This window comes from Gimesia algae (assembly GCF_007746795.1).
GTDB lineage: Bacteria > Planctomycetota > Planctomycetia > Planctomycetales > Planctomycetaceae > Gimesia > Gimesia algae.
The window spans coordinates 1,598,761-1,619,877 of record NZ_CP036343.1 but is presented as its reverse complement, the minus strand read 5'-3'; the positions used below and the strand labels follow the sequence as shown (position 1 = coordinate 1,619,877).

Annotated in this window: 22 protein-coding genes; 15 read left to right on the top strand and 7 right to left on the bottom strand. The window is 52.9% G+C overall.

Annotated elements, in window-relative coordinates:
* Positions 1 to 49 precede the first annotated feature (49 nt).
* The 6 genes from Pan161_RS06030 (at position 50) to Pan161_RS06005 (ending at position 5,331) form a co-directional block, all read left to right on the top strand.
* Entirely contained in the window at positions 50 to 478 is a 429-nt protein-coding gene (locus tag Pan161_RS06030) for a hypothetical protein (protein WP_145225007.1), read from the top strand.
* A 123-nt stretch (positions 479 to 601) separates the two neighbouring features.
* Positions 602 to 1,231 (top strand): macro domain-containing protein, encoded by a 630-nt coding sequence (locus Pan161_RS06025; protein WP_145225004.1) that lies wholly within the window; start codon positions 602 to 604, stop codon positions 1,229 to 1,231.
* Positions 1,232 to 1,355: 124 nt separating this feature from the next.
* Positions 1,356 to 2,855, top strand: coding sequence for an SDR family oxidoreductase (locus Pan161_RS06020; protein WP_145225002.1), 1,500 nt, complete (start codon positions 1,356 to 1,358; stop codon positions 2,853 to 2,855).
* Between the two features lie 102 nt (positions 2,856 to 2,957).
* Positions 2,958 to 3,626 carry a pyroglutamyl-peptidase I gene (pcp, locus tag Pan161_RS06015; RefSeq protein ID WP_145225000.1) on the top strand — a complete coding sequence of 223 codons (669 nt, stop codon included), beginning with the start codon at positions 2,958 to 2,960 and terminating at the stop codon, positions 3,624 to 3,626.
* A gap of 365 nt (positions 3,627 to 3,991) precedes the next feature.
* Complete coding sequence (locus tag Pan161_RS06010) at positions 3,992 to 4,963, top strand: DUF1559 domain-containing protein (protein ID WP_145224998.1); 972 nt, start codon at positions 3,992 to 3,994, stop codon at positions 4,961 to 4,963.
* Positions 4,964 to 5,034: 71 nt separating this feature from the next.
* Positions 5,035 to 5,331, top strand: coding sequence for a hypothetical protein (locus Pan161_RS06005; protein ID WP_145224996.1), 297 nt, complete (start codon positions 5,035 to 5,037; stop codon positions 5,329 to 5,331).
* Between the two features lie 37 nt (positions 5,332 to 5,368).
* On the opposite strand, the gene Pan161_RS06000 is transcribed toward Pan161_RS06005, so the two are convergent.
* Positions 5,369 to 5,548 (bottom strand): hypothetical protein, encoded by a 180-nt coding sequence (locus tag Pan161_RS06000; protein WP_145224994.1) that lies wholly within the window; start codon positions 5,546 to 5,548, stop codon positions 5,369 to 5,371.
* A 324-nt stretch (positions 5,549 to 5,872) separates the two neighbouring features.
* Between Pan161_RS06000 and Pan161_RS05995 the strand changes: the two genes are divergently transcribed.
* The 3 genes from Pan161_RS05995 to Pan161_RS05985 all read left to right on the top strand — a co-directional run bounded on the left by Pan161_RS05995 (position 5,873) and on the right by Pan161_RS05985 (position 7,789).
* Complete coding sequence (locus tag Pan161_RS05995) at positions 5,873 to 6,190, top strand: four-helix bundle copper-binding protein (RefSeq protein ID WP_145224992.1); 318 nt, start codon at positions 5,873 to 5,875, stop codon at positions 6,188 to 6,190.
* A gap of 158 nt (positions 6,191 to 6,348) precedes the next feature.
* Positions 6,349 to 6,915, top strand: a complete 567-nt coding sequence (locus Pan161_RS05990) for a type 1 glutamine amidotransferase domain-containing protein (protein ID WP_145224990.1) — start codon at positions 6,349 to 6,351, stop codon at positions 6,913 to 6,915.
* 319 nt (positions 6,916 to 7,234) lie between these two features.
* Entirely contained in the window at positions 7,235 to 7,789 is a 555-nt protein-coding gene (locus Pan161_RS05985; RefSeq protein WP_145224988.1) for a hypothetical protein, read from the top strand.
* 63 nt (positions 7,790 to 7,852) lie between these two features.
* Here the strand turns inward: Pan161_RS05985 and Pan161_RS05980 are convergent, their stop codons facing one another.
* The gene (locus Pan161_RS05980) at positions 7,853 to 8,986 is read right to left on the bottom strand and encodes a sialidase family protein (protein WP_145224986.1); all 1,134 of its coding nucleotides are present in this window, start codon (positions 8,984 to 8,986) and stop codon (positions 7,853 to 7,855) included.
* Between the two features lie 194 nt (positions 8,987 to 9,180).
* Between Pan161_RS05980 and Pan161_RS05975 the strand changes: the two genes are divergently transcribed.
* Complete coding sequence (locus tag Pan161_RS05975; protein WP_145224984.1) at positions 9,181 to 9,885, top strand: GntR family transcriptional regulator; 705 nt, start codon at positions 9,181 to 9,183, stop codon at positions 9,883 to 9,885.
* An 81-nt stretch (positions 9,886 to 9,966) separates the two neighbouring features.
* Here the strand turns inward: Pan161_RS05975 and Pan161_RS05970 are convergent, their stop codons facing one another.
* Together Pan161_RS05970 and Pan161_RS05965 are read right to left on the bottom strand one after the other, a co-directional pair.
* Entirely contained in the window at positions 9,967 to 10,410 is a 444-nt protein-coding gene (locus Pan161_RS05970) for a carboxypeptidase regulatory-like domain-containing protein (protein ID WP_145224982.1), read from the bottom strand.
* 228 nt (positions 10,411 to 10,638) lie between these two features.
* Complete coding sequence (locus Pan161_RS05965; RefSeq protein WP_145224980.1) at positions 10,639 to 11,592, bottom strand: DUF1559 domain-containing protein; 954 nt, start codon at positions 11,590 to 11,592, stop codon at positions 10,639 to 10,641.
* 503 nt (positions 11,593 to 12,095) lie between these two features.
* Here Pan161_RS05965 and Pan161_RS05960 point away from each other — a divergent pair.
* The gene (locus Pan161_RS05960; protein WP_145224978.1) at positions 12,096 to 12,392 is read left to right on the top strand and encodes a cyclic-phosphate processing receiver domain-containing protein; all 297 of its coding nucleotides are present in this window, start codon (positions 12,096 to 12,098) and stop codon (positions 12,390 to 12,392) included.
* Positions 12,379 to 12,753, top strand: coding sequence for a hypothetical protein (locus Pan161_RS05955; protein WP_145224976.1), 375 nt, complete (start codon positions 12,379 to 12,381; stop codon positions 12,751 to 12,753). Before Pan161_RS05960 ends, Pan161_RS05955 begins: the two co-directional genes overlap by 14 nt.
* Before the next feature lie 783 nt (positions 12,754 to 13,536).
* On the opposite strand, the gene Pan161_RS05950 is transcribed toward Pan161_RS05955, so the two are convergent.
* The 3 genes from Pan161_RS05950 to Pan161_RS05940 all read right to left on the bottom strand — a co-directional run bounded on the left by Pan161_RS05950 (position 13,537) and on the right by Pan161_RS05940 (position 18,140).
* Positions 13,537 to 14,484, bottom strand: coding sequence for a DUF1559 domain-containing protein (locus Pan161_RS05950; protein WP_145224974.1), 948 nt, complete (start codon positions 14,482 to 14,484; stop codon positions 13,537 to 13,539).
* A 607-nt stretch (positions 14,485 to 15,091) separates the two neighbouring features.
* Positions 15,092 to 17,677, bottom strand: coding sequence for a DUF4132 domain-containing protein (locus Pan161_RS05945; RefSeq protein ID WP_197995719.1), 2,586 nt, complete (start codon positions 17,675 to 17,677; stop codon positions 15,092 to 15,094).
* A gap of 64 nt (positions 17,678 to 17,741) precedes the next feature.
* Positions 17,742 to 18,140, bottom strand: coding sequence for a hypothetical protein (locus Pan161_RS05940; protein ID WP_145224972.1), 399 nt, complete (start codon positions 18,138 to 18,140; stop codon positions 17,742 to 17,744).
* A 324-nt stretch (positions 18,141 to 18,464) separates the two neighbouring features.
* Here Pan161_RS05940 and Pan161_RS05935 point away from each other — a divergent pair, with 324 nt between their 5' ends.
* From Pan161_RS05935 to Pan161_RS05925, 3 genes are all read left to right on the top strand, one after another.
* On the top strand, positions 18,465 to 19,115 hold the full coding sequence (locus tag Pan161_RS05935) for a type II secretion system protein GspG (protein WP_145224970.1): 651 nt from the start codon (positions 18,465 to 18,467) through the stop codon (positions 19,113 to 19,115).
* Between the two features lie 3 nt (positions 19,116 to 19,118).
* Positions 19,119 to 19,514 (top strand): hypothetical protein, encoded by a 396-nt coding sequence (locus tag Pan161_RS05930; RefSeq protein ID WP_145224968.1) that lies wholly within the window; start codon positions 19,119 to 19,121, stop codon positions 19,512 to 19,514.
* Between the two features lie 142 nt (positions 19,515 to 19,656).
* Positions 19,657 to 20,580: a hypothetical protein gene (locus Pan161_RS05925; protein ID WP_232103638.1), complete on the top strand. Its 924-nt coding sequence runs from the start codon at positions 19,657 to 19,659 to the stop codon at positions 20,578 to 20,580.
* The last annotated feature ends 537 nt before the right edge of the window (positions 20,581 to 21,117 follow it).

The following is a 21,117-nucleotide window of genomic DNA, read 5'->3' as shown; positions in this document are numbered from 1 at the left end:
ATGTGAGACTTGAGTCGCTGTTTCTTTCGCATTTTTGTTGAGAAAACCAATGCAGAAACAAATTCTCAGAAACATTCTGATCTATCTTGGCGCGGGCCTGGTGTGTGTGGGTCTGTTGTTCTGGTCTCTGGAATCATTTAACGCTTCTCAGGGACACTGGGAAGCAGAAATTGGTCGGGTGGAAACACAACTGGCGCTGACATTGAGGCTGGCGGGCCGCGAGGATCGTCCTTTCAACCGTCAGATTGTGATTGCAGATCGCGAGGCGGGTACTCACCCGGCGGGAACTTTCTCCCTGCCCGATCAGGCGGAACAGATGCCGGGTAACAGACAGACATTCCAGGATACCACGATTCGTCCGGGGCGTGTGACCTTTCAATGGGAAGGTCATGAATTCGACCTGATGCTGATTGGTCTGACGGTGGACGGGAAACAGTATGACTGGAAAGATCAGACGCCGATCGCGCTGGTGCGTTGAGTCAACGCGATTTGTCAAAACGGACAGGCATTTCAGGAATTCTCTGAATTTAAGTGCTTGACCTGAGTGTGAGTGAATTGGTATAAAACCTGTCTAGCATTCAGAAAGGTGCCCTGCTCTTTTATGGCTCTGCCCATTGATCTCTGGTTGATTCATCCTGAATCAGAAATGTGTGATGCGTTTCGAACGCGTTTTGAGAAACTCCCCCGCGTGACGGTCATCGAAAGCCGTTTTGAAGACCTGCCCCCGCATGACTGTTTTGTGACCGCCGCGAATGCCTTCGGGATTATGAATGCGGGCATTGATGCCGCGGTGATCCACTTTCATGGCGTCGAACTGATGCAGCGGATTCAGCATCGCATCCTGGATGAATATCTGGGCGAGCAGCCAATCGGCACGTCGTTCATTGAGTCTACAGGCAATCCCGATTATCCTTTCGTAGCGCATAGCCCGACGATGCGTGTGCCCGGTTCAATTTCTGGAACCGACAAAGTGTATGCGGCGACCTGGGCTTCGCTGCTGGCTGTCTATCAGCACTCCGTGCGACAGACGGACGAAACGCAGAAAATTAATACGGTCGTCTTTCCCGCGATGGGGGCTGGTTTCGGTGGTGTGCCTTTTAAAGAAGTGGCTCGGCAGATGGCCGTCGCTTACGCGCATTATCTGAGCCCGCCTCACCGGATGAACTGGGATACGGTGATTGGTCGGCAGAAGGCAATTGCTTATGACGAAGGGAAACTGGTAGTCCGCTGAATATGGTATGATCGCATTTTTTTAGCAATCCCTCGATTCCTCCCTCAAAATCTGCAGTGTCAGCACTATAAATCTTGATATGATATCAAGTTGTGATTCCTGCTGAGCGAAAGAGCGGTTATAGATGGTTGATAATGAACAGGCAGCGAATTCCACAGCGGATCTGGTTTTATTGACCGGTGCGACGGGATATGTGGGAGGACGGTTACTACAGGCATTGGAACAGCGTGGGGTACGACTGCGGTGCCTGGCGCGGCGGCCTGAAAATCTGCGTGCGCGGGTGGGAGAAAATATTGAAGTCGTAGCCGGCGATGTGCTGGATGCGGAGACACTGCCCCCGGCGCTGAAGGGCGTGAAGGTGGCGTATTACCTGATTCACTCCATGGGTGAGAAAGGTTCGTTTGAAGAGAATGACCGCCGTGCTGCTGAGAATTTTGCCAACGCAGCCCGGGATGCGGGTGTCGAGCGGATCATCTATCTGGGCGGACTGGGGAATGAAGCGGAAACACTCTCGCCACATCTGCGGAGCCGCCAGGAAGTGGGACAGATCCTGCGGGAATCGGGCGTGCGGGTACTGGAATTTCGGGCGTCGATTGTGATCGGTTCGGGCAGCCTGTCGTTTGAGATGATCCGCTCTCTGGTGGAACGTCTGCCGATTATGATTACACCCAAATGGGTCATGCGGTCGGCACAGCCGATTGCGATTGAGGACCTCATCGCTTATCTGACTGCAGCGCTGGATGTGTCGTTACCGGAAAGCCGAGTGTATGAGATTGGCGGAGCCAACGAAGTTTCATACGCGGAAATTATGCGCGTGTATGCCCGCTGTCGCGAGATTCGCTTGCGTATGATTCCGGTTCCCGTTTTGACGCCTTACCTGTCGAGTCTGTGGCTGGGTCTGGTGACGCCGCTCTATGCCCGCATTGGTCGCAAGCTTATTGAAAGTATCGTGCATTCAACGGTCGTGCAGGATCAGAGTGCGTTGCAGGCGTTCGATATCAAACCGATGGGCATTGAAGCTGCGATTCAGCGTGCACTCATCAATGAAGAGCAGGCGTTTGCAGAGACGCGCTGGTCGGATTCGCTGTCTTCGTCGGGTTCCCTGCCCACTTGGACCGGAGTCCATTTTGGAACGCGGTTTATCGATTCCCGTTCCGTTGATGTCGCGCGACCTGCAGAGATAACGTTTCAGCCGATTCGCAGGATCGGCGGCGATACGGGCTGGTATGCCTGCAACTGGTTGTGGCATCTGCGTGGCTGGCTGGACCTGTTGGTCGGCGGGATTGGTGTTAGACGGGGACGGGCGAATGCTGAGACGCTGCGTGTGGGCGATACGGTCGATTTCTGGCGGGTTGAAGCTTATGAACCGAATCGGCGGTTGCGACTGCTGGCGGAGATGAAGCTGCCTGGTCGTGCGTGGCTGGAATTTGAAGTGACCGGCACGGGTGAGACATCAACAATCACGCAGACAGCGATCTTTGATCCCGTCGGGCTGTGGGGGCGATTGTACTGGTATGCGGTCTGCCCGCTGCATCATTTTGTGTTTTCCGGGATGATTCACAACATCGCGACTGCTGCAGAAGCGATTCCAGAACGTGATACAGGTTCTGCAGAAATCGGGTAGCTTCCCTGCTCTCATTTGCGTTAGAGTATTCGGCAGACTGCCTGTTGTATGACTCAGTAAACTGCAGACAGCGCAATTATCCACTCTGACGTGAGGCAACTCATGAAAAAAGTTTTGCTGACCGGTTTTGAAGCCTATGGTTATACGCCCATCAATCCCGCTGAATCGGTGGCGCGGTCGCTGGAGGGGATAACAGTTGGAGACGTGGAGATTGTCTCGCGGATTGTGCCAAATACGTTTTTCAAATGTATTGATTTCGTCACCGCAGCGATTAAGGAAGTCCAGCCGGAACTGGTGGTGATGATGGGCGAATACGGGGGACGGTCAATGATCACCGTGGAACGACTGGCACAAAACCTGAATGATGGGACGCGATACGGTTTAACCGACAATGCTGGCCAGTCGCTGCAGGGGGATTTGACGGCTGAGGAGGGACCGGTCGGCTATTATGCAACGCTCCCGCTGCGTGCCATGGTCAAATCAATGCGGGCGGCTGGCGTTCCCGCAGACATTTCTGATGCAGGGGGAACATTCTGCTGCAATCACCTGATGTATGGCGTCCTGCATCATATCGCTCAGCAGCAGTTACCCATCCGGGCAGGCTGGATTCATCTCCCTTTTCTACCTGAAGTGGCGGCACGGGATGAGAATCTGGGGGCTCCCAGTATGTCTGTTGAGACTGCTGTGACAGGAGTCAAAGCCGGGATTCAGGCGGCTCTGGAAAATCCCGAAGATATCAAAGAAGCCAGCCCCTCCCGTCTGCTGATATGACGTAAGTAATAATTTAGATGTGACTTATATCAATGGAGAGTAGACCGAAATTCATTTCTGGATTTTTTTGTTCTTTCTCTGGAAGCGACTTGACGTTTTGCTTTCCATCTCACTATATTGTTGATATTGAGACTCAGTGTCAGGTAGGTGTCTGGGCTCAATAAGAATTAATGTTTCGTTTCCGGATTAGCCCGCAAAAGGTATCAGGACCATCGCGAAGGCAGTGTTAAGAGTATTTGATTGCTCCCCTGTTCTTCTGAATTAGAGGTCTCCTCAGTAGCCAGCCAATCGCTCCGGCGAGTTTCACTCCCTTGTGGGAAGTGAATGACCCCCTTACTGGTTTCCAACTGAAGGAGATACCCACCATGTTGTCTCGCACAACACAACGTCCCCGTTTCCGCGCTCCGCAGCGCGCTGGATTTACCTTGATCGAACTGCTGGTCGTGATTGCGATTATCGCAATTCTGATTGCCTTGCTGTTACCGGCCGTCCAACAGGCTCGTGAAGCCGCTCGTCGTTCGCAGTGTAAGAATAATCTGAAGCAGATTGCACTGGCGACTCATAATTTCCACGATACCTTTCTGCGGTTTCCATTTGGGACATCGGATCACGCGGAGACCGCAGATCTGTCTGCCAGCCCGACTCCTGCTACTACCTGGATCACGGGACATATTGAAATCCTGCCCTACCTGGAGCAGGATGCTGTCGCCAGACGCTGGGATAAAGAAGAACCACGCAACAGCACGAACGATGCTGATGGAGATGGCTTCACGAATGCGATGCTGGTGCAGATGATCGTGCCCACATTCCTGTGTCCTTCCATGCCATTACCTGGACCCGTAGCGGATAACCGGGCACCCTGCAGTTACATTTTTTCTGCTGGCACACCGAGTACAAAATATTTGCATTATTATACAAATTATGGAGTACCAGAACCTGCCTATGATGGTGCGATTGTCCCTCGGATTTTGGAAGATTCCACAAGTGCCAATTACGACAAAAAAACGAAAATGCGTGACATTACTGATGGTACGACCAACACTTTTCTGATGGGAGAGATTGATTCATCTCCGACGGGAACACCTGAAACGGGAACCTCAGTTGTAGGAAGCGTCTGGGCCTATGGTTACGTTGGATACACTTGGGGAACGACCAGTGCGCGATTGAATCTGCATGACGGGACCACAACCTATGGGGTTTTTCGCAGTCAGCATCCCGGTGGCGCCCACTTTGCAATGGTGGATGGTTCAGTCCACTACCTCTCAGAAAATATTAATTATGATTTGTACCAGGCCCTCTCCACCCGCGCTGGTGGTGAAATCGTTGAGTTTCCATAGTAGTAAGTGATTTATCAGGACGCGGTCCGCTTGTGCAGCTGTGGCCGCGTGCCTGTTTTCAGGAGAGAAGCATGTTTCGTGTAGTGTGTATGTTGTTCGTATTGTGGCCAGTGATACTGACCGGTTGTGGCGGTTCTGAAGCTGAGGTACAGGTGGGGGTTCCTACGGATATTCCCCCAGCCGCTCCTCTCTCACTGGAAGAGTGGAATGCGATCACTGATGTAAATGAGAAATATGATATTGCGACCCTGGAGCGACTGAGGGCCAGTGATCCTCAACTGGAAAGTGAAAAGGGCTGGAATCAGTTTATGAAAGAAGTCGTAGGGCCGAAAATGAAAGCAGAGATGCCGATTCGACCACAACATTAACCTGAACTTCAGGTTAAGCGACGCGTCTCCCGAATCCTCAACTGGCATGAGCAACCAGGTCGGGACGACGTTCTGCGAAATTGGATCGACCTTCCATTGGTGGGCGGTTCGATTTCCAGTCACCGCTGTTTCCGCAGTCGATGACCCGCTGCAGGGAAGACTGAATGTCAGTACTTCGCTCAGCGGGAATCGATGCTGCCCTGCTCTTGTGAGCCATTCTGTCGCAGTTCAGAATCAGAACGCCGCAGTGTTGGCTGCTCACACTGAATATCTTCCGCGCGTTCACCGTTCAGTGTGTCGGTCCCGCGACCACCACTCTCCGCAAATTCGTCTGCTGTCTCCTTGGTTTACAGTTTCTTCTCTCAATCGAGCAGGCTGGCATGCATTTTGCATTTCAGTGATTCAGGATTACAAAACAAATACGTCACTGCGCTGGATCACTCATCAGGCAGCGTATTGGTCTCTGTGGCAGGTGTATGGGCAACGTCACCTGTCGTCTCACATTCAATTTTCCCAACAATCGATTTTATGGAGAAATAAAATGAGTCTCAAACAATCCTGTATCGACGCCTGTCTGAAGTGTGCCACTGACTGTGAATTCTGTCTGGATGCCATGATCGGCAAAGAAAGTGATAATGACTGTCCCCACTGCTGCCGCGAGTGTGTCGACATCTGTCTTTATACCGCTCAGGCATTAGCCCGTAACAGCAAGTATTCATCACAGATCAGTCAACTATGTGCGGAGATCTGTACCTGGTGTGCAGAACAGTGTGAGGCACACGAACATTATCACTGTCAGGCGTGTGCTGCCTCCTGTCGGAAGTGTGCAGCGGAATGCAAGGAAATTGTATCTGTCTGATGACCGTAGAATTCCAGGGGAGCATCGAAATCTGATTCGCTTCTGTACCCACGGCGGCTGCAGAGGGAATTGAGAAAGTACTCTCCTGGTTCAGTGGAGCCAGATGACAGATTTAAAAAAACAATAAAGGTAGAACAAACAATAAAGGATTCAATCACATGACGAAATTTGATTTGCAGGGTAAAACAATCGCATTTCTCGCAACAGATGGATTTGAGCAGGTCGAACTGACAGAGCCGTGGGAGGCTGCCCTGAAAGCGGGCGCGGAAGTGCAACTGGTCTCGCTAAAATCAGGCAAGATTCAGGGCGTGCATCACGACGAAAAGGGAGATCAGTTCGCCGTCGATAAAACTGTGGATGAAGTGAGCGCGGAGGATTATCAGGGGCTGGTGCTGCCGGGTGGCGTATTCAACCCTGATGCGCTGCGGGTGAACGAGACCGCAATGGACTTTGTGCGCGACTTCTTTAAACAGGGAAAACCGGTAGCGGCAATCTGCCACGGCCCCTGGTCGCTGGTGGAAGCGGATGTAGTGGCTGACCGCCGTCTGACGTCATGGCCGAGTCTGAAGACCGACCTCAAAAATGCCGGCGCGACGTGGGTGGATGAGGAATGTGTCTGCGATGAAGGCCTGGTGACCAGCCGTAATCCGGATGACCTGCCTGCGTTCTGTAATAAAATGCTGGAAGAATTTGCCGAAGGGAAACACGCGAAACAGACTGCATGAATAATTTGGTTCAGCCCGGTTCATTTTCTCGAAAGCTGGACCGAGAGTCACATGCCAGGACGACCCCTGCAGTGGGAGTATTTTCTTGATACTTCTGTTGCAGGGCGTTCTGCATTAATAGGGGGATAGAAATTCTCTGCTGGTGTGTGATCAGTTCATTTTCGAGTGAATGTGAAGTCTTGAATTAACTGTTCAACGTGTGGTTGACATCGAAAAATACCCCGTCATAATATCTGTTCTTCTGGTCAGTGTGTACTGCCGGAGACGCTCTGGATTTGGGAAATGTGATGTTGAAAAATGACTGAAGTGAGCAGTAATCATGTCAGAAGCAGAGTATCAAAGGCCGCGTCGTAAGCGGAAGCTAAAACCGGTTTCTGAAGAAAAGTTAACGAAGAAGAAAAAGTCAACGGGCGTGAAAGCGGATGCCACGCCGAAGCGTAAGAAAAAGAAATCGAAGTCGCAGGATGACGAGCCTTCCACGCATAAACTGATCGCGCTGGTGATGCTGGGGATTGCACTGTTTGGCTGGGCGTGTGCCGCTGCCGCTTATGCACATGCGAAGGAAGGCTGGCGCAGTAACGAAACCGAACGCTTTGCCGCGGAGAATGGCGGCGAACTGGAGTCGGATCTCCATCTGACGCGACGACGCGCTGCCCGGAGTGCCATGATCAAGACCGCCTTTGTTGCGCTGATGGACTTTATCGGGAATACATTCCGACAGATTCCGAATTTCTTCGCTGTAGTCGCGTTTACTTTCTCGGAACGACTGTGGCTGGTGATACTGTTCGCGGTTCTGGAAGGGGGCGCCGTGGGACTGGGTTACATCATGGAAAAAGTAGGCGAAGGCTTCGTTGATACGCCTGAGTACCCTTGAGCCTCCCCTGCCGGGCGAGCCGACAGGGGCACAGGAGAGAGAGCCGATTCAGAAGAATCTCATTTATTTTTCTTCCGGTTTCGATAACTCATCAAGTTTGAACCGTACGGCGACGACGGAGTTTTTGTCTTTGTTGTCACGGTATTTCACATAAGTGGTGGCGACGATGGTGCCATCTGGCAGCAATTCTATACCGGGATAGCCACAATCACCGGTGCGTCCATGATGATGCAGCAGCTTGACGCGGTACTTGCCATCGCGGCCGTTGACGATGTCGTCGTATGTGCCGACCCAGGCAACGAAGTGTCCGCGGCTGGAACTGCCGGGCGCCTGGTCACGGAAGCAGATGACAAGTTGTCCGTCCTGAGTGAAAACCTGTTTGTGACGGTCGCCGGTTAAGCCCCAGGGGGTGTCGACGGGTTTGGTCCAGGTGTCGCCTTCGTCGTTGCTGAACATCATCAGGCTATTACCTTTGTGAGTATTTTCGCGTAGCAGGCAACAGAGCTGATTGCCATCCGGGCTGCGGAAGACACAGGGTTCACAAGGGTTTTTGCCTTCGACTTCGGCGACCACTTGCGGTTTCGACCAGCTGAAGCCGCCATCAGCGGAGATGGTCTGCAGCACGACCAGCGGGGCGCGGTCTTTACCATCAGGACCTTTATGATAGAGACCCAGGTAGCGCCCATCTTTCAGGCGGACCATGCTGCTGAAGGTCATTACGCAGGGGAACCCGAGGGGGGGCATTTCTTTCCAAGTGGCGCCGTTGTCTTCGCTCATGATGCTGGGCATCCCGGGGCCACCGCGTTTACCGAGGGCCGCAGAGAAGACCCAGAGGCGGGCTTTCCCTTTCGGATCAATCATGCGGTAGATACTGGGGCAGTTCTGATGTGTCGCGTAACCGGCGGGTAGGCGTTCATCAATGCGGGACCAGGTTTTGCCGCCATCTTCACTTCGAGCCATCGGGCCGGCTGAACCTCCGTGGTTGATGCACCAGACGGCGAGGATGGTTTTCTGATCGGGCAGCAGTAACGTCGTGGGGTGTCCCTGGTAGACCTGAGGCGTGCCAGCGACGATAACAGATTGGCGGTCAGTCTGCTGCGAGAGATTAATGAGCGGCAGTTGATCGGCGGCGTCCAGGTTTGCAGAAAATGTAAACGCGATCAGGAACAGGGGAATGAGATTCAACGGGATTTTCATAGTACGCGTTTCTGTTGAATGGACTGGAACCAGGGGAAAACTCTTGCTCTACACAACGCCAGGACTGAGGCACGATCGAAAGGTAATCAGAGTTCAGGACCGCGGCTGCAGAAATTGACACTGTGTGATAACATGTTATAACATACACTTGATTGTGAGAAATGAGCGTCTGTCTGTCAACCGGAAAGCCAGTTATGTATGAAGTCAGCAAAAATCTGGGGGATCGTGCTTACCAATTCCTCAAGCAGGAACTGCAGGAAGGGAAGCTGTTACCGGGGACGCAACTGGTGAATCGCAAACTGGCTGCAGAGATTGGCGTGAGTGTCATTCCGGTTCGGGAAGCGATTCACCGCCTGGTTTCAGAAGGACTGGTCGAGCATGTGCCGGGTGCGGGCGCTTTTGTGCGGAATCCGAATCGCGAGGATCTGGAAGAACTGTATATGTTGCGGGATGCTCTGGAGAGTTGTGCAGCAGCAGAAGCATCGCGGTATATTACCCCGCATCAGTTGGATGATCTCAACACGATGCTGGACGCGTTCTACGCAATTCGAGATCTGATACGCGAACGAAGTGCTGGCCACGCCACACCGGCCCAGTTTCATCGCTGGCTGGATCTGGAAGAAGCCTTTCATGAGACCGTGATTGAGGCCTCGCGGAATCGTCTGATCGCCAAAGTCATTCGCGAACATCGCGCGGTTTCGACCGTATTTGAATCACAGCGCAACAGTTCCAAAATTCTGACTGTTGACCTGGCAGAGAAAACCTGTGACAGCAAAAAAGAGCTGCTGCAGGCGCTGCGCGATGGAAATGGTCCCCTGGCCCGCGAAGTGATGAGTGCCCAGATACAGCGCGGCTGCCGCGATGTGCTGGCATTCCTGAGGCAGGAACGGCGTTCCTGAAAGAAAGCCTGCTCTCACACTGCGGGCAGACACACAGGTCCACCCTGCAGTGATTGTGAGATGAAAAATGGTGAAACGCAATTATTTTTTCTTCAAATCGAAGTTGAAGGTATTTTCACCTGGTTGCACATCGGCTTCGAGTGTTGTCTTACTGTTGTATTTCGCCGGAATTTCATTCTCTTCAGTCGAATTGGGCATGACGGCGTCGTCCCCTTCCATTTCCATCTCATCCTCTTCACCGGAATTGCTGATCATCACAGTGTTATGCCCCAGCTTACAGCCGGGAGTGTTGCGGATGTAGATTAATTCATAGTTGCCAGCTACGTCTGTTTTTCCTGTGGCGGGACGGCCGCTGTCTGGGGAGAACGTCACAGCTACGCCGGCCAGGGGGCTGCCATCCATAGTGACGGTTCCTTTGACCAGTCCCAATGTGGGCTGGTCACCGGCACCGCCTCCACAGCCTGTTAAGCTGAGGCTCAGTGACAGCAGTGTGATCATCAAAATATCATTCGGTTTCAATTTCATGGTTTTGCTCACTCTCTAATAAGAAGTATCTTGCCTGGGACGCTCAAAGCTCAGTAAAAATTTTGTTATGAAAGACGTTTCAGAATCTGACTGCGTGGCATTACAGTTTGCCTTTCAGTTGCCTGAGACTGTTTGAGCGTGTCTGCTCTCGAATCATCACGGTCATGATCCGAATGAAAGAGAACTGCGTCGCGCTGTGTAGCGACGCAGTTCATATCACGTTTTGACTTAGTAGTCAGAGCCTAAGGTTTCCCGTTTGGCTCTGGTGCTGAGGGCCCGATAGAGGGTCATGTCGACATTCTCGGAGAGGAATTTCACTCTGCCGTCACCAAACACGAAGTGGGCACCACCCGTGTGATAACTGCCGGCCGCTTCTTCGCCGTAGGAGTTGATCGGGTCGTTGCTTTCAGCGGCAATCAGGTACTCTGTCATTTCGGTAGGAGGATTGCTGTCTGCTCCGTTGGAGAAGCAGTGCTTGCGGTCGCTGCCGCCACCACCGAGCATGTCGGCATCGCCACCTGAGTCAATCACTTCGCTGACGAAGATAGTGTTTGAAAGGCCGTCGGTGACATCGCGAAAGGCAACGCTACTGCTGATGAAGAATACGCCATCGCCACCCATGCATCCACCCTTAGCAGCCATCCCGGCGGCATCGGTAATACCACCGCTGTAGCAGTTATCGCCTGAACTGCCGATGAGCGTACCCATATTACCGTTGTAATTAGAGGGAGAATATCCATTCTTCTGGGCTCCCTGGGTCACATCGGGTTGGGACGGACACCAGAAGACGGAAAGAACCGTTTGTCCGGCCAATTGCTGTTTGGGATCATTGACCCCTCCAGATTCGGCTCCCATTCCGCTTGAATCCGGTCCCTGAATGGCATCGTACAGGTTGGCCTGATCAAGATAAGGCAACAGACTGGCGTGCCAGGTCCAGCCATGACCATTGTAAGTTGTGCCCGAGCTATTGAGCAGAACGATACTGCCGGGTGGCAATGAGTTGAAGGCTTCGTGATAATTGTGGATCGCCAGGCCGATCTGCTTAATGTTGTTTTTGCACGTGTTGCGACGAGCGGCTTCACGAGCCTGCTGAACGGCAGGCAGCAGCAGGGCAATCAGGATCGCAATAATTGCGATGACTACCAGTAACTCAATTAAAGTGAATCCTCTTCGATTTTTCATAATGACCTCTTCTTTAAAATGACTTCCAGGAATTTGTTCGATTAAAAATGAATCCCATCTGGTTTCAGAGGATTCTTCTATTGTGAGAAAATATTAATGTAGTCAGATGAGTTTATTTCTGGTTAATGACCTTATTACGTCTAACAGGTATGTATGAGAAGAATTCTCTCAATCAGATTGAGCGGGATTCTAATTCTCAATTGTTAAGTCAATATGAAGAGGGCGTGAGCTTCAAAATAGATTGTGAACCAGAGAAGTGGATCGCATAAAATCCTTATGAAAGAATGATGAAGGAAGGGAAGCGACTGTCCGGAAGGTTTCTCAAAACTCTTTGATCGACAGTCGGTTTTGTACATCTTGTCCGGGTGCTGTTTCAGGAATTGATCAGCAGATCGCATAGAAATTACCGGCAAATGCGAACTATTTGCCGTTCTGCGTGTCCAAAGTGGTTAAGAGAACTGTCATGGACAATTCAAAACACTCCAAACACAGAGAACGGATCAATGCGGATATATGTAGACGACGAACGACGTGCCCCCACGGGCTGGCAACAGGTACGCAGACCTCAGGAAGCAATCGAATTCTTAAAGATCGGCGCCGTCAGGGAACTCAGCCTGGGTAATGACGCCCGTGGCACAGGCGATGAAGTGCTGCGTTGGATTCAGGAAGCCGTCTCGACTTGCGATTTTGATCCCCCCGTGATTGTGGTGCACACGGTCAATCCCGCTGCCCGCAATCGACTGACTAATGGTATCCGCACCATTCAACTGATGACGGAGTGTTGTTGTGGCGCGGATTGACGCGTTCGCTTATCCTGGAAAATCAGATCCCATGTCCCATCAGACTTTGACCTCACAGTTCACAGCGGCGGAAGCGGACGCTGATCCCTTCCAGGTGCTCTACGCGCTGGCCAAGTCACTCCGTGATCGGGGTCTGCCGCGCCCGGACCTCTACCGGATTTTTGTGAGTTACTATCAGAGGTGTCCAGACGACGATCCCTTCGCAGAGATGATTGGCGATGTTCTGGATTGCATCTGGGGCGGAGGCTGGGGGAAAGCGGCACTGGAACTGTATGAGACGCCTCTCTCCGAAGACGACCTGAAGTCGTACGTCGTCGACGAGTTGGAAGACTACGATGGCTGGCTTCAAGCTTTGGAGTGAGGTTCGGGGGGTGTATTGAGGCCTGCAGGGAACAGCGTCACTTTCTGAACGGTTCGGTTAAAGATTCGCATGCCGGTTATTGGAAGGGACGATTCTTTTCAAACTGGATTTCAGCGGGCTTTTCACTGATTTGATGTGAGTGACAGGCGCAGGATGCCAAAAAAATTCCCCCCATTCTTGCGTTGAAAAAACAGCAAAAACGGGGGGCTGGAAGTCTGCCTTGGAGTCAGACAGCAAGATTATTTCTTCTTGCTGGTTTTACCTTTGGCAGTTTTGGTTGTTGGCTCAACAGTTTTGCCAGTTTGCTTTTTGGCACCTTGCCCAATCTTAGAAGTAGATTTGGCCATCACTCGTTCTCCAGTAGTAAGGAGGTAAAGAAACAGGTATGAACTAAGATATTCATATCGACGCGTAAGTTACCAATCTTTGCAGAATTTGAAATATCAGAGTTCACAATTTTTAAATATTTGTGAAGAATATTTCTGGCGGACTTTTTCGCGTCTCTCTCACCGGGCATCGCAGCAACGAAAAACTGTCGCTGTCGGTGGTTCTGAGAGGAACTCTCCCCTGCTCTGTTGATACACTCTGCTTGAAAAAACAGGCGTCCGCTTCAGCCATCCGAGAAGCGAAAACTTGTTCGGACAGTCGTGTGAAAACAGGGACGGCTCTCGTCCAGCGAGACCAGTCACGGGCGGATTTATAGGTCCGCCCGCCTGGTCTGACTGACTGCTCCGAGTGTTGTTTTTGTTCTCACCAAAACCCGGGTTTTCGTAGTATTTCAGCTTAAAAATCAGCTCCCAGCGTTTCCCGCTTGGCCCTGGTGCTGATGGCTCGATAGAGGGTCATGTCCATGTTTTCAGAGAGGAAGCGAACGCGGCCATCACCGAACACGAACTGCGCACCGCCGGTGTGGTAGCTGCCGGCTGCTTCCTCTGCATAGCCGTTGATCGGGTCGTTACTTTCCGCGGCGATCAGGTATTCGCTCATTTCTGTCGGCGGGTTACTGTCGGCACCGCCGGAGAAACAGTGCTTGCGGTCACTGCCACCACCACCCAGTCGGTCGGCATCTCCACCCGAGTCAATCACCTCGCTGACGAAGATCGTGTTGGACAGGCCATCGGTGACATCACGGAAGGCCACGCTACTGCTGATGAAGAAGATACCGTCAGCGCCCATACATCCGCCCTTGGCTGCCATCTGAGCGGGAGTGGTAATCGATCCGCCGTAACAGTTATCCCCCGAGTTACCGATGAGCGTCCCCATGTTGCCGTTGTAGTTGGAAGGAGAGTAGCCACCCTTCTGGACGCCGGTGGTGACATCCGGTTGCGAAGGGCACCAGAAGACAGAGAGCACGGTCTGACCTGCCAGCCGCTGTTTGGCGCTGGTGGAACCGCCGGACTCGGCGCCCATGCCACTGGAATCGGGACCCTGGATCTGGTCGTACATATTGGCCTGGTCGAGGTATGGTAGAATCGTGGCGTGCCACGTCCAGCCATGACCGTAGTATTTGGTACCGTTGTGGTAAACGATACTGCCCGAGGGCAGGGAGTTGAAGCTGGAGTGATAGTTGTGTAAAGCCAGACCGATCTGTTTCAGGTTATTTTTACAGCTGTTGCGGCGGGCGGCTTCCCGGGCCTGCTGGACTGCAGGCAGCAGCAGTGCAATCAGGATGGCAATAATCGCGATGACTACCAGCAGCTCAATTAATGTGAACGCTCTTCGGTTCTTCATTCGTCTCCCCCTTAATAGAAATAGACAGGAACATTTTGTGAGATAGAAAATAAATGGGTTGAGATGGAATTCTTCATCAAAACAGATAGACATATAGAGAACTGGAAAAGTCAGCTTTGAAGCGCGTTTCCAGGGATTTAAAGATTGATGAGAAGAGTTCTCTCTTGACGGGTTTGCAGCGAGTCTACTGCAGAAATGTGAAGATTTCGTGAGGGGAGCGTGATGTTATCAAGGGGTAAGTGCACTCAGATGTAAATCTTTATGGTTAAGAGTTTATGAAGAATCTGGGCTTCGTTTTTAAATCGTGTTTTTTGGGAGCGATTTCAAGGTGTCAAATCCATGGGAAGACGAGCTTTGGCATTCCAGGATGCTGCAAAAAACAGGTGTTTGCCGAGATAGATTCAGGTACACGTTATCTTAATGAAAATCACAGGAAAGATTCATAAAAGGTGGTTTTGACAGCTCGAAAAGGACTGACGTTCGGTGGACCGGGACCAAATAAATTATGAATTATTTGTGGATCGTAAAGAAAAGGCGAACCCTGTTCGTTCTCCGGGGGTTCAGCCCGACTCTCCTGACGAGCCAATGAGGTTTCGCTCCCCTGCGCTCAGGCTCGCGTTTTGATCTGACTGATGATTGTCGGGTCAGTGATTTTGGTGTCGTCCGCCAGCAGAAAGGCTTTGCTGAGGATGATCGAGAGCATGTTGTCTCCTTCAAAGGGGAGAAACAGATTGTTCGTGCTTTTACCGGCGAGGGACTGGTTGGGCACGATGCAGAGATAGGCGTCGTGGGGAGACATCAGGATATTACCACTACCCAGGTGGATTTTGTAGGTGTGCAGGGTTCCCTGAACCAGCAGGAATTTCTCCTCAAACGAACACTGGCTGGCGATTTTGAGCCGGGGCACCAACCGCTGCAGGATCTCTTTCCGGGTCTGGGCGGTCTCGCTCAGATCGCCGAACGAAAAGCTCTGCCAGTAATCGACGTAACGTCCTTCCGGTCCGCCGTCGGACCAGGTCGGATCGTTGGCGACCGAAGCGACGCCGACAAACAGATCGACGTCGCGCATCAACTCGCTGAAAACCAGCGGCGGGATCTCTTCCAGGTTGATCGGGGTGTCGCTCCCCTCTTCTCCCCAGGTGCCATAGCTGCCTCCACCGGCGTGGGACACACGCGCGGCTGCTTCCAGTGGATAAAAGCGGACCTGGTCCGTCGCGAGATAGAGGTACGTGCCCGCATCATTGGTGTCGACTCCGTAATTGTCGCCGATCCCTTCCACCCAGAATTCGGCCCGCAGGTTCCATTTGGGGAGCAGTTTTCTGGCCGGGAGATAGAAGTCATCGACCATCAGCCGCAACTGGTTTTTCCAGCCCCGGGCACCGCAGAGCGCGTTGAACTGATGCTGTTTGATGATGTGGGCGGCGTAGCGGTTGGAATAGATGCCTGTGTTCCGTTCGGCATCAGTCAGTAGATAGACTTCCCGGTGTGCCTGTTTGAAGGGTTGCTGAATTTTGTGTTCTTCCAGCCAGTCGCGCCAGGCGATGATCTCCTCGGTTGCATGTTCAATCGGATGCCAGAGTGTGACGGTTGTGCTCGTGTCCCGGTTCTCAATCGGGTTGCTGTTGCAGTCGACGAGCTGACCGTCGAGCCAGATCCCGTCGACGATGTTATCACCTGATTTGAAGCTCCAGATGATCCGCCGGGCGAGCGTGCCGACCAGGGGATGATCGAGATACCGTTCTTTCCAGATCTCGAACGGCCAGACTTTCTGTTCCAGGAACAGGTTGTCGATGCGCTCGCGCTGCGCGGGGAGCATCTTTTGAATATCTTTGGCGCTGACCTTGAGTTCTTTCAACTCTTCGGGGAACTCTTTCTTGACGGCCGCGGGAACAGATTTCTGCGGCTTACCGTCCGGTTTGAGCCATGTCAGTTGCGTCGTCGTAGTGCCGGTGATGGTGAGTTGTGCGGTGAAGTCGCCTAATGGCTCTTCGAGCTGGCCGACCTCCGTCAGACCGTAAGCAGGGACGCCCATTTCTTCGATCTCTTCCCGGGGCACTTGCATGCGTTCGGCGGTTTCGTTGAGTGCTTTTTCGATCCCCTTCTGGGCGGTGCCGAACTTGACCTTCACCTTCAGAAATGCCAGTTGACCGAGCGCCGTCTCATTGGAAATCTGTCCCAACGCCCAGACGCAGGCGTTGCCCACTTTGATCGCACGGGGACCGACGCCGGGAACTTTTTTGTAAGCGGAGATCGCCAGAGCTGACAGGGCGCGGGCCAGTCGAGGATCATCAGTCAGGCTGCAGCACCAGGCGAGGCCTTTGAGGGTGTCAGTGTGCAGGTCGATGAGCATCATATTCGGGTCGGGACCCCAGCGGCGGGGATTCAAGGGCTGGGTGCGGGGCTTGTCGACCAGGGGGAACCACTCCAGCAGAGTTTTGGTGAATTGTTCTTCGCCGATCTCGCCAACCAGGGGTGTGGCTGTCTTCACCCATTTAGCGGAGGGCTTGCCGGCCGAGGCGGTCTGGCAGTGAGCAAGTAAGGCACCCCAGGCATTTTGCAGCGGGCCTGGCATCTGTGCGGCGTCGGCCAAGGCTCTGTCCGACCAGGCTTCCCCCGCTTTGAGCGGAAACCGGGTATGATTGTCACTGAGAGCCTGCAGAGTTCTGATGAGCGGGAAGGCATCTTCGTCGTTCAATTTGAGCAGAGCTTCTGCCAGTCCGGACAGTGATTGTTTGAGCTGGTGGTCTGGCTGTTCTTCGGATTTATCCAGATAACTTTTGATGCGCTTGACGAACGCTTCAATATGGGGATGGCTCCATTCATCGAGGGCCCTGGTGCGGGCACAGCAATCCGCCAGCCAGACATATTCCGGCATCGTAAAGGGGAGATTGCGACTGATCAGCCGGGCTGCGACGTGGACGGGGACTTTGGAAAACTCGGGTCTCTGATTCGGCAGTGAATCATACAGTTCCTGGAAGCTTTCGGGCCAGTTATTGTTATACCGATCATCGTACGGCAGATATCGCAGACCGAATGCCAGAAAGACGAAGTCCCGCTGGATGGCTTTCTGCTCTGCCATGATTTCTTTCACGCAAGGGATGCTGGCAATTTCCAAGAAGTCGCAGACATCCTTGTCTTCTGTGGCGATCAGTAACCGTCGGTAGAGTTCATCAGCGCGGGGGGAATATTGCATGGGAGTCGTGTCTGTTCCGGGTAGTGAGGCGTCAGGTGAACGGTCCAGCAAGCGAATTCAGCGATCAGCCGCCGACCAGCAGCGTCAGCTTCAGGAACGAGACTGCTGATTGTGGCGTGATCGTAATCTGTTCGTCCAGCGATTCGGCCTGCCGCTTGTTGATCAGAATCAGGATCTGGTTCTGTTCGAAGGCTGCGAGTGCTTTTTCGTACTGTTTGTTCCAGTCGATCTCGCGGCTTTTTTTCAGCTTGAAACCGTTGAGCGTTTCTTCGGTAGCGGTGGGCTGGATCAGTCCCCGGAAATGTTCAGTCTGCTTAGTGTTAAAGTCTTTGACTTCCTGGTAGACGCGGCTGCGGATCAGTTCGCGGACGGTGATGTTTTCCGTCAGGAATTCGAGCGTGATTTCGCCGGTAATTTTCCCGGCCATGGTTTCATCACGAATGGTCAAAGTGGTCGCAGACATGAAGGTTCCCTTCTATAAAGCTCAAGAAGAACAGAATAGTCTTACTGTGCGATTGTACTCTGGTCGGATTTGGGATGCCAGTATTGATTCTGTGGAAATGGTATGATTCATTTGATCTTCATTTGCTGCCACGCAAGGCACGAAAGCGGGGGCGTTCGCAAATAGATGTTCTCCAATTTGGTTGTTCAATGCCTGTGGGTAAACCAACTGGGCCAGGCACAGAGAGAATTGGATTGACATTGACCTTTCATGGGATAATTTAAGAGTGAGCCGCTGTGTTTTGATATGCGGTTCAGCCTTTCTTAATGTGATCTGGAACATGCGATGCTGCGACGACTGCTCCGCCATTTGTTGATTGCCCTGCTCTGCGGGTTCGCGGTCTTCTTAATTCTGATCGTGGCGGCGTGGTACAATTTGCGTGGTGAGTGGAATATGTGCCGAAATCAAGACCAGACGCGCCTTTACGGATTAAGGAGTTTACGGACACAGATCGTCGACTATCATGAAGCACACGGTGTGCTGCCGGCTGATCTGGCTGAGATTCCCGGTGCGAAGGCGATGCTGCAGCAGCCTGGCGAGCCGTTGCTGGACAGCTGGGGCAATCCGTTTCAGTATCGGCGGCAGGGGGAAACGTTCGAACTCTTCTCCTATGGACGCGATGGGCAGCTAGGCGGGATTGGTCTTAATGCGGATCTGTACCATGACCAGCGCAATCGCAAGCTGGCGCGTCCCACGTTCCAGCAGTTTTTCCTGACCAACGATGAGAGTGAGGTCGCCAGGAACAGCTTTCTCAGTGCGGGGCTGATGGCGGGTTGCCTGGTGGTGTTTTTCACGCTGCTTTCGCTCAGGGATACCAGTAAAGCAGGAGATAAGATGACAGCGGGCCGTTATATCTGGTTTGCCCTGGTAGTGATTGTGATTTCCTCTGTGGTGGGTGTTTTCCTGCTGCCGGTTCACATTCCGAACGGACACTGACGCATGCCATTTCGATATTTGCGCGATCCACTGTTTCTGACAGCGCTGGGACTGTACGTGGGAAATCGGTTCCTGATCAAGCCGCTGGTGACGGGCGGGTTCTTTCACAACCACTTCAATGACCTGCTCTGCATTCCCCTGTTTGTACCGGTCGTTCTGTACTTCGCACGCCTCTGTCGCGCCCGGCCGCATGACGGGCCGCCCACATGGTATGAGATCCTGCTGCCGCTGCTCGTCTGGTCGATTCAGTTTGAGTTGATCTTTCCGCAGCTCCCCTTCTGGTCGCAGTGGGTCACCGGCGATCCCCTGGATATTCTCTGGTACTGCGTGGGAGCCGGCATTAGTTCACTCTGGTGGTGGTTTTATTATCAGAGGCAGACGGTTCAGGCTGGGGGCTGATGAAAACGACTGTATTTTAGATGAGTAGATGCTGTTTAACTATACGGGCGTTGCATGTGGGGCCATGCTGCCGTTAATATAATGAATCAGGGCTGACACAATAACAGAAGACCTTTCACAGACAGACACGAGGACCGACCCGATGACCGGCATGATTTCGAAGACGAGACAAACAGTAATCCTATGGGGAATTCTGCTCGTCTGGGGAACGGCAACCGTGCAGGCGGCGGAACCGGTCTGTGTGTGGGAAGTGGTTACCACGTATCGCAAGCACCTGACTGACGGGCGGCTCACATTGATGTCGGACGGCAAGACCGATAAGGGACTCCCCTGGACTCTGATCCGCGATACCGTCGATTTCGGCCAGGAGGGAAAAGCCGATCCGCGTGCGGGCGGCGCGTTTTATAAAGGGAATTGGGTAGGCGGCTGGAACATTGATGCGCGTGTCATCATGAATAACGCCACGCTCAAGACGGAAATCGTCGCTCCGGAAACGATGCCCAAGGAAGCCGGGGAAAGTATGATTGGTACCAAACCCGCGCCCGGCCTGCAGGATTCGATTGTCGATGTCTGGGAGTTCGTGGCGATCCTGCCGGGAACGAACAGTTTCATCAGGCTGACCTGCGACTTCACACCCAACAAACTGGTGATGGACGGCGACCGTAAAATCGGTACGTACGAATTTCAGAAGTCGGCGGTGGTGGTGAACTTCGTCGATCCGCAATTTGGCAGCGTTGTGTTTGCAGAGAAGCCGGACAACGTACTTTCGGGAAAAGGGAAAGCGGTGAACCGCAAACGCTGGGACCTGAAGTTTACCCGCGTGCAGCGACTGGCCATCTATCGCTCCCAGGATAATAAGGATCTGGTGCTGTATACGAATAATCGTGCGCATGCCCCGCGTTACACGCCCCATTACCAGACGACCTTCAACTGGTATTTCACACAAGTCGGCAGGCAGAAGAAACTGATGATCCGCGGCCTGGAAGCAAAACAGTCCGCCGGCGGTCGCAAGATCACCTGGTACAAAGAAGACCTGGTCCTCATCGCCGGCGTCCCGCTCAGGTAACATCGCAATGGTTCCCCACGCGGGAGGGGAGATTGACAGGTTCTTTTTTACTACCACGAAAAGCACGAAACGACACGAAAGCTAGCAATGGGTGATCCCGGATGTCATCCGGGACGAGCGGAGCGAGCAGGAGGTCTCAGTTGCCGGTGACGACCGTTGTGGGGAGAGAGCGATCTGCCTGCGGAAGCAAGTCAGGTCAGTTGTTTCTTTGTTGATCGATTTCCCTGCGACCTCCTGTTGCCTGCGGCAACCTCGAATTACATTCGAGGCCACCCGGAGAAAATTGTCAGGTACTCTTTTTTCTACCACGAACAGCACGAAACGACACGAACGTTTCTGGCGGGTGAGATCAGAAACCAGGGGTGCTCCCGGATGGAATCCGGGACGAGCGAAGCGAGCAGGAGGTCTCAGCTGCCGGTGACGAACGTTTTGGGGAGAGAGGCATCTTCCTGCAGAAGCAAGTCAGGTCAGTTGTTTCTTTGTGATCGATTTCCCTGCGACCTCCTGTTGCCTGCGGCAACCTCGAATTACATTCGA

Bases quoted from the DNA above. Each gene is read 5' to 3' on its own strand.
- Pan161_RS05985 (WP_145224988.1), top strand. From the start codon at position 7,235: ATGTCAGAAGCAGAGTATCAAAGGCCGCGTCGTAAGCGGAAGCTAAAA.
- Pan161_RS05995 (WP_145224992.1), top strand. From the start codon at position 5,873: ATGAGTCTCAAACAATCCTGTATCGACGCCTGTCTGAAGTGTGCCACT.
- Pan161_RS05940 (WP_145224972.1), bottom strand. From the start codon at position 18,140: ATGTCTGCGACCACTTTGACCATTCGTGATGAAACCATGGCCGGGAAA.
- Pan161_RS05965 (WP_145224980.1), bottom strand. From the start codon at position 11,592: ATGAAAAATCGAAGAGGATTCACTTTAATTGAGTTACTGGTAGTCATC.
- Pan161_RS05950 (WP_145224974.1), bottom strand. From the start codon at position 14,484: ATGAAGAACCGAAGAGCGTTCACATTAATTGAGCTGCTGGTAGTCATC.
- Pan161_RS06020 (WP_145225002.1), top strand. From the start codon at position 1,356: ATGGTTGATAATGAACAGGCAGCGAATTCCACAGCGGATCTGGTTTTA.
- Pan161_RS05935 (WP_145224970.1), top strand. From the start codon at position 18,465: ATGCTGCGACGACTGCTCCGCCATTTGTTGATTGCCCTGCTCTGCGGG.
- Pan161_RS06000 (WP_145224994.1), bottom strand. From the start codon at position 5,548: ATGGCTCACAAGAGCAGGGCAGCATCGATTCCCGCTGAGCGAAGTACT.
- Pan161_RS05980 (WP_145224986.1), bottom strand. From the start codon at position 8,986: ATGAAAATCCCGTTGAATCTCATTCCCCTGTTCCTGATCGCGTTTACA.
- Pan161_RS05945 (WP_197995719.1), bottom strand. From the start codon at position 17,677: ATGCAATATTCCCCCCGCGCTGATGAACTCTACCGACGGTTACTGATC.
- Pan161_RS06010 (WP_145224998.1), top strand. From the start codon at position 3,992: ATGTTGTCTCGCACAACACAACGTCCCCGTTTCCGCGCTCCGCAGCGC.
- Pan161_RS06030 (WP_145225007.1), top strand. From the start codon at position 50: ATGCAGAAACAAATTCTCAGAAACATTCTGATCTATCTTGGCGCGGGC.
- Pan161_RS05925 (WP_232103638.1), top strand. From the start codon at position 19,657: ATGACCGGCATGATTTCGAAGACGAGACAAACAGTAATCCTATGGGGA.
- Pan161_RS05975 (WP_145224984.1), top strand. From the start codon at position 9,181: ATGTATGAAGTCAGCAAAAATCTGGGGGATCGTGCTTACCAATTCCTC.
- pcp (WP_145225000.1), top strand. From the start codon at position 2,958: ATGAAAAAAGTTTTGCTGACCGGTTTTGAAGCCTATGGTTATACGCCC.
- Pan161_RS06025 (WP_145225004.1), top strand. From the start codon at position 602: ATGGCTCTGCCCATTGATCTCTGGTTGATTCATCCTGAATCAGAAATG.
- Pan161_RS06005 (WP_145224996.1), top strand. From the start codon at position 5,035: ATGTTTCGTGTAGTGTGTATGTTGTTCGTATTGTGGCCAGTGATACTG.
- Pan161_RS05970 (WP_145224982.1), bottom strand. From the start codon at position 10,410: ATGAAATTGAAACCGAATGATATTTTGATGATCACACTGCTGTCACTG.
- Pan161_RS05930 (WP_145224968.1), top strand. From the start codon at position 19,119: ATGCCATTTCGATATTTGCGCGATCCACTGTTTCTGACAGCGCTGGGA.
- Pan161_RS05960 (WP_145224978.1), top strand. From the start codon at position 12,096: ATGCGGATATATGTAGACGACGAACGACGTGCCCCCACGGGCTGGCAA.
- Pan161_RS05990 (WP_145224990.1), top strand. From the start codon at position 6,349: ATGACGAAATTTGATTTGCAGGGTAAAACAATCGCATTTCTCGCAACA.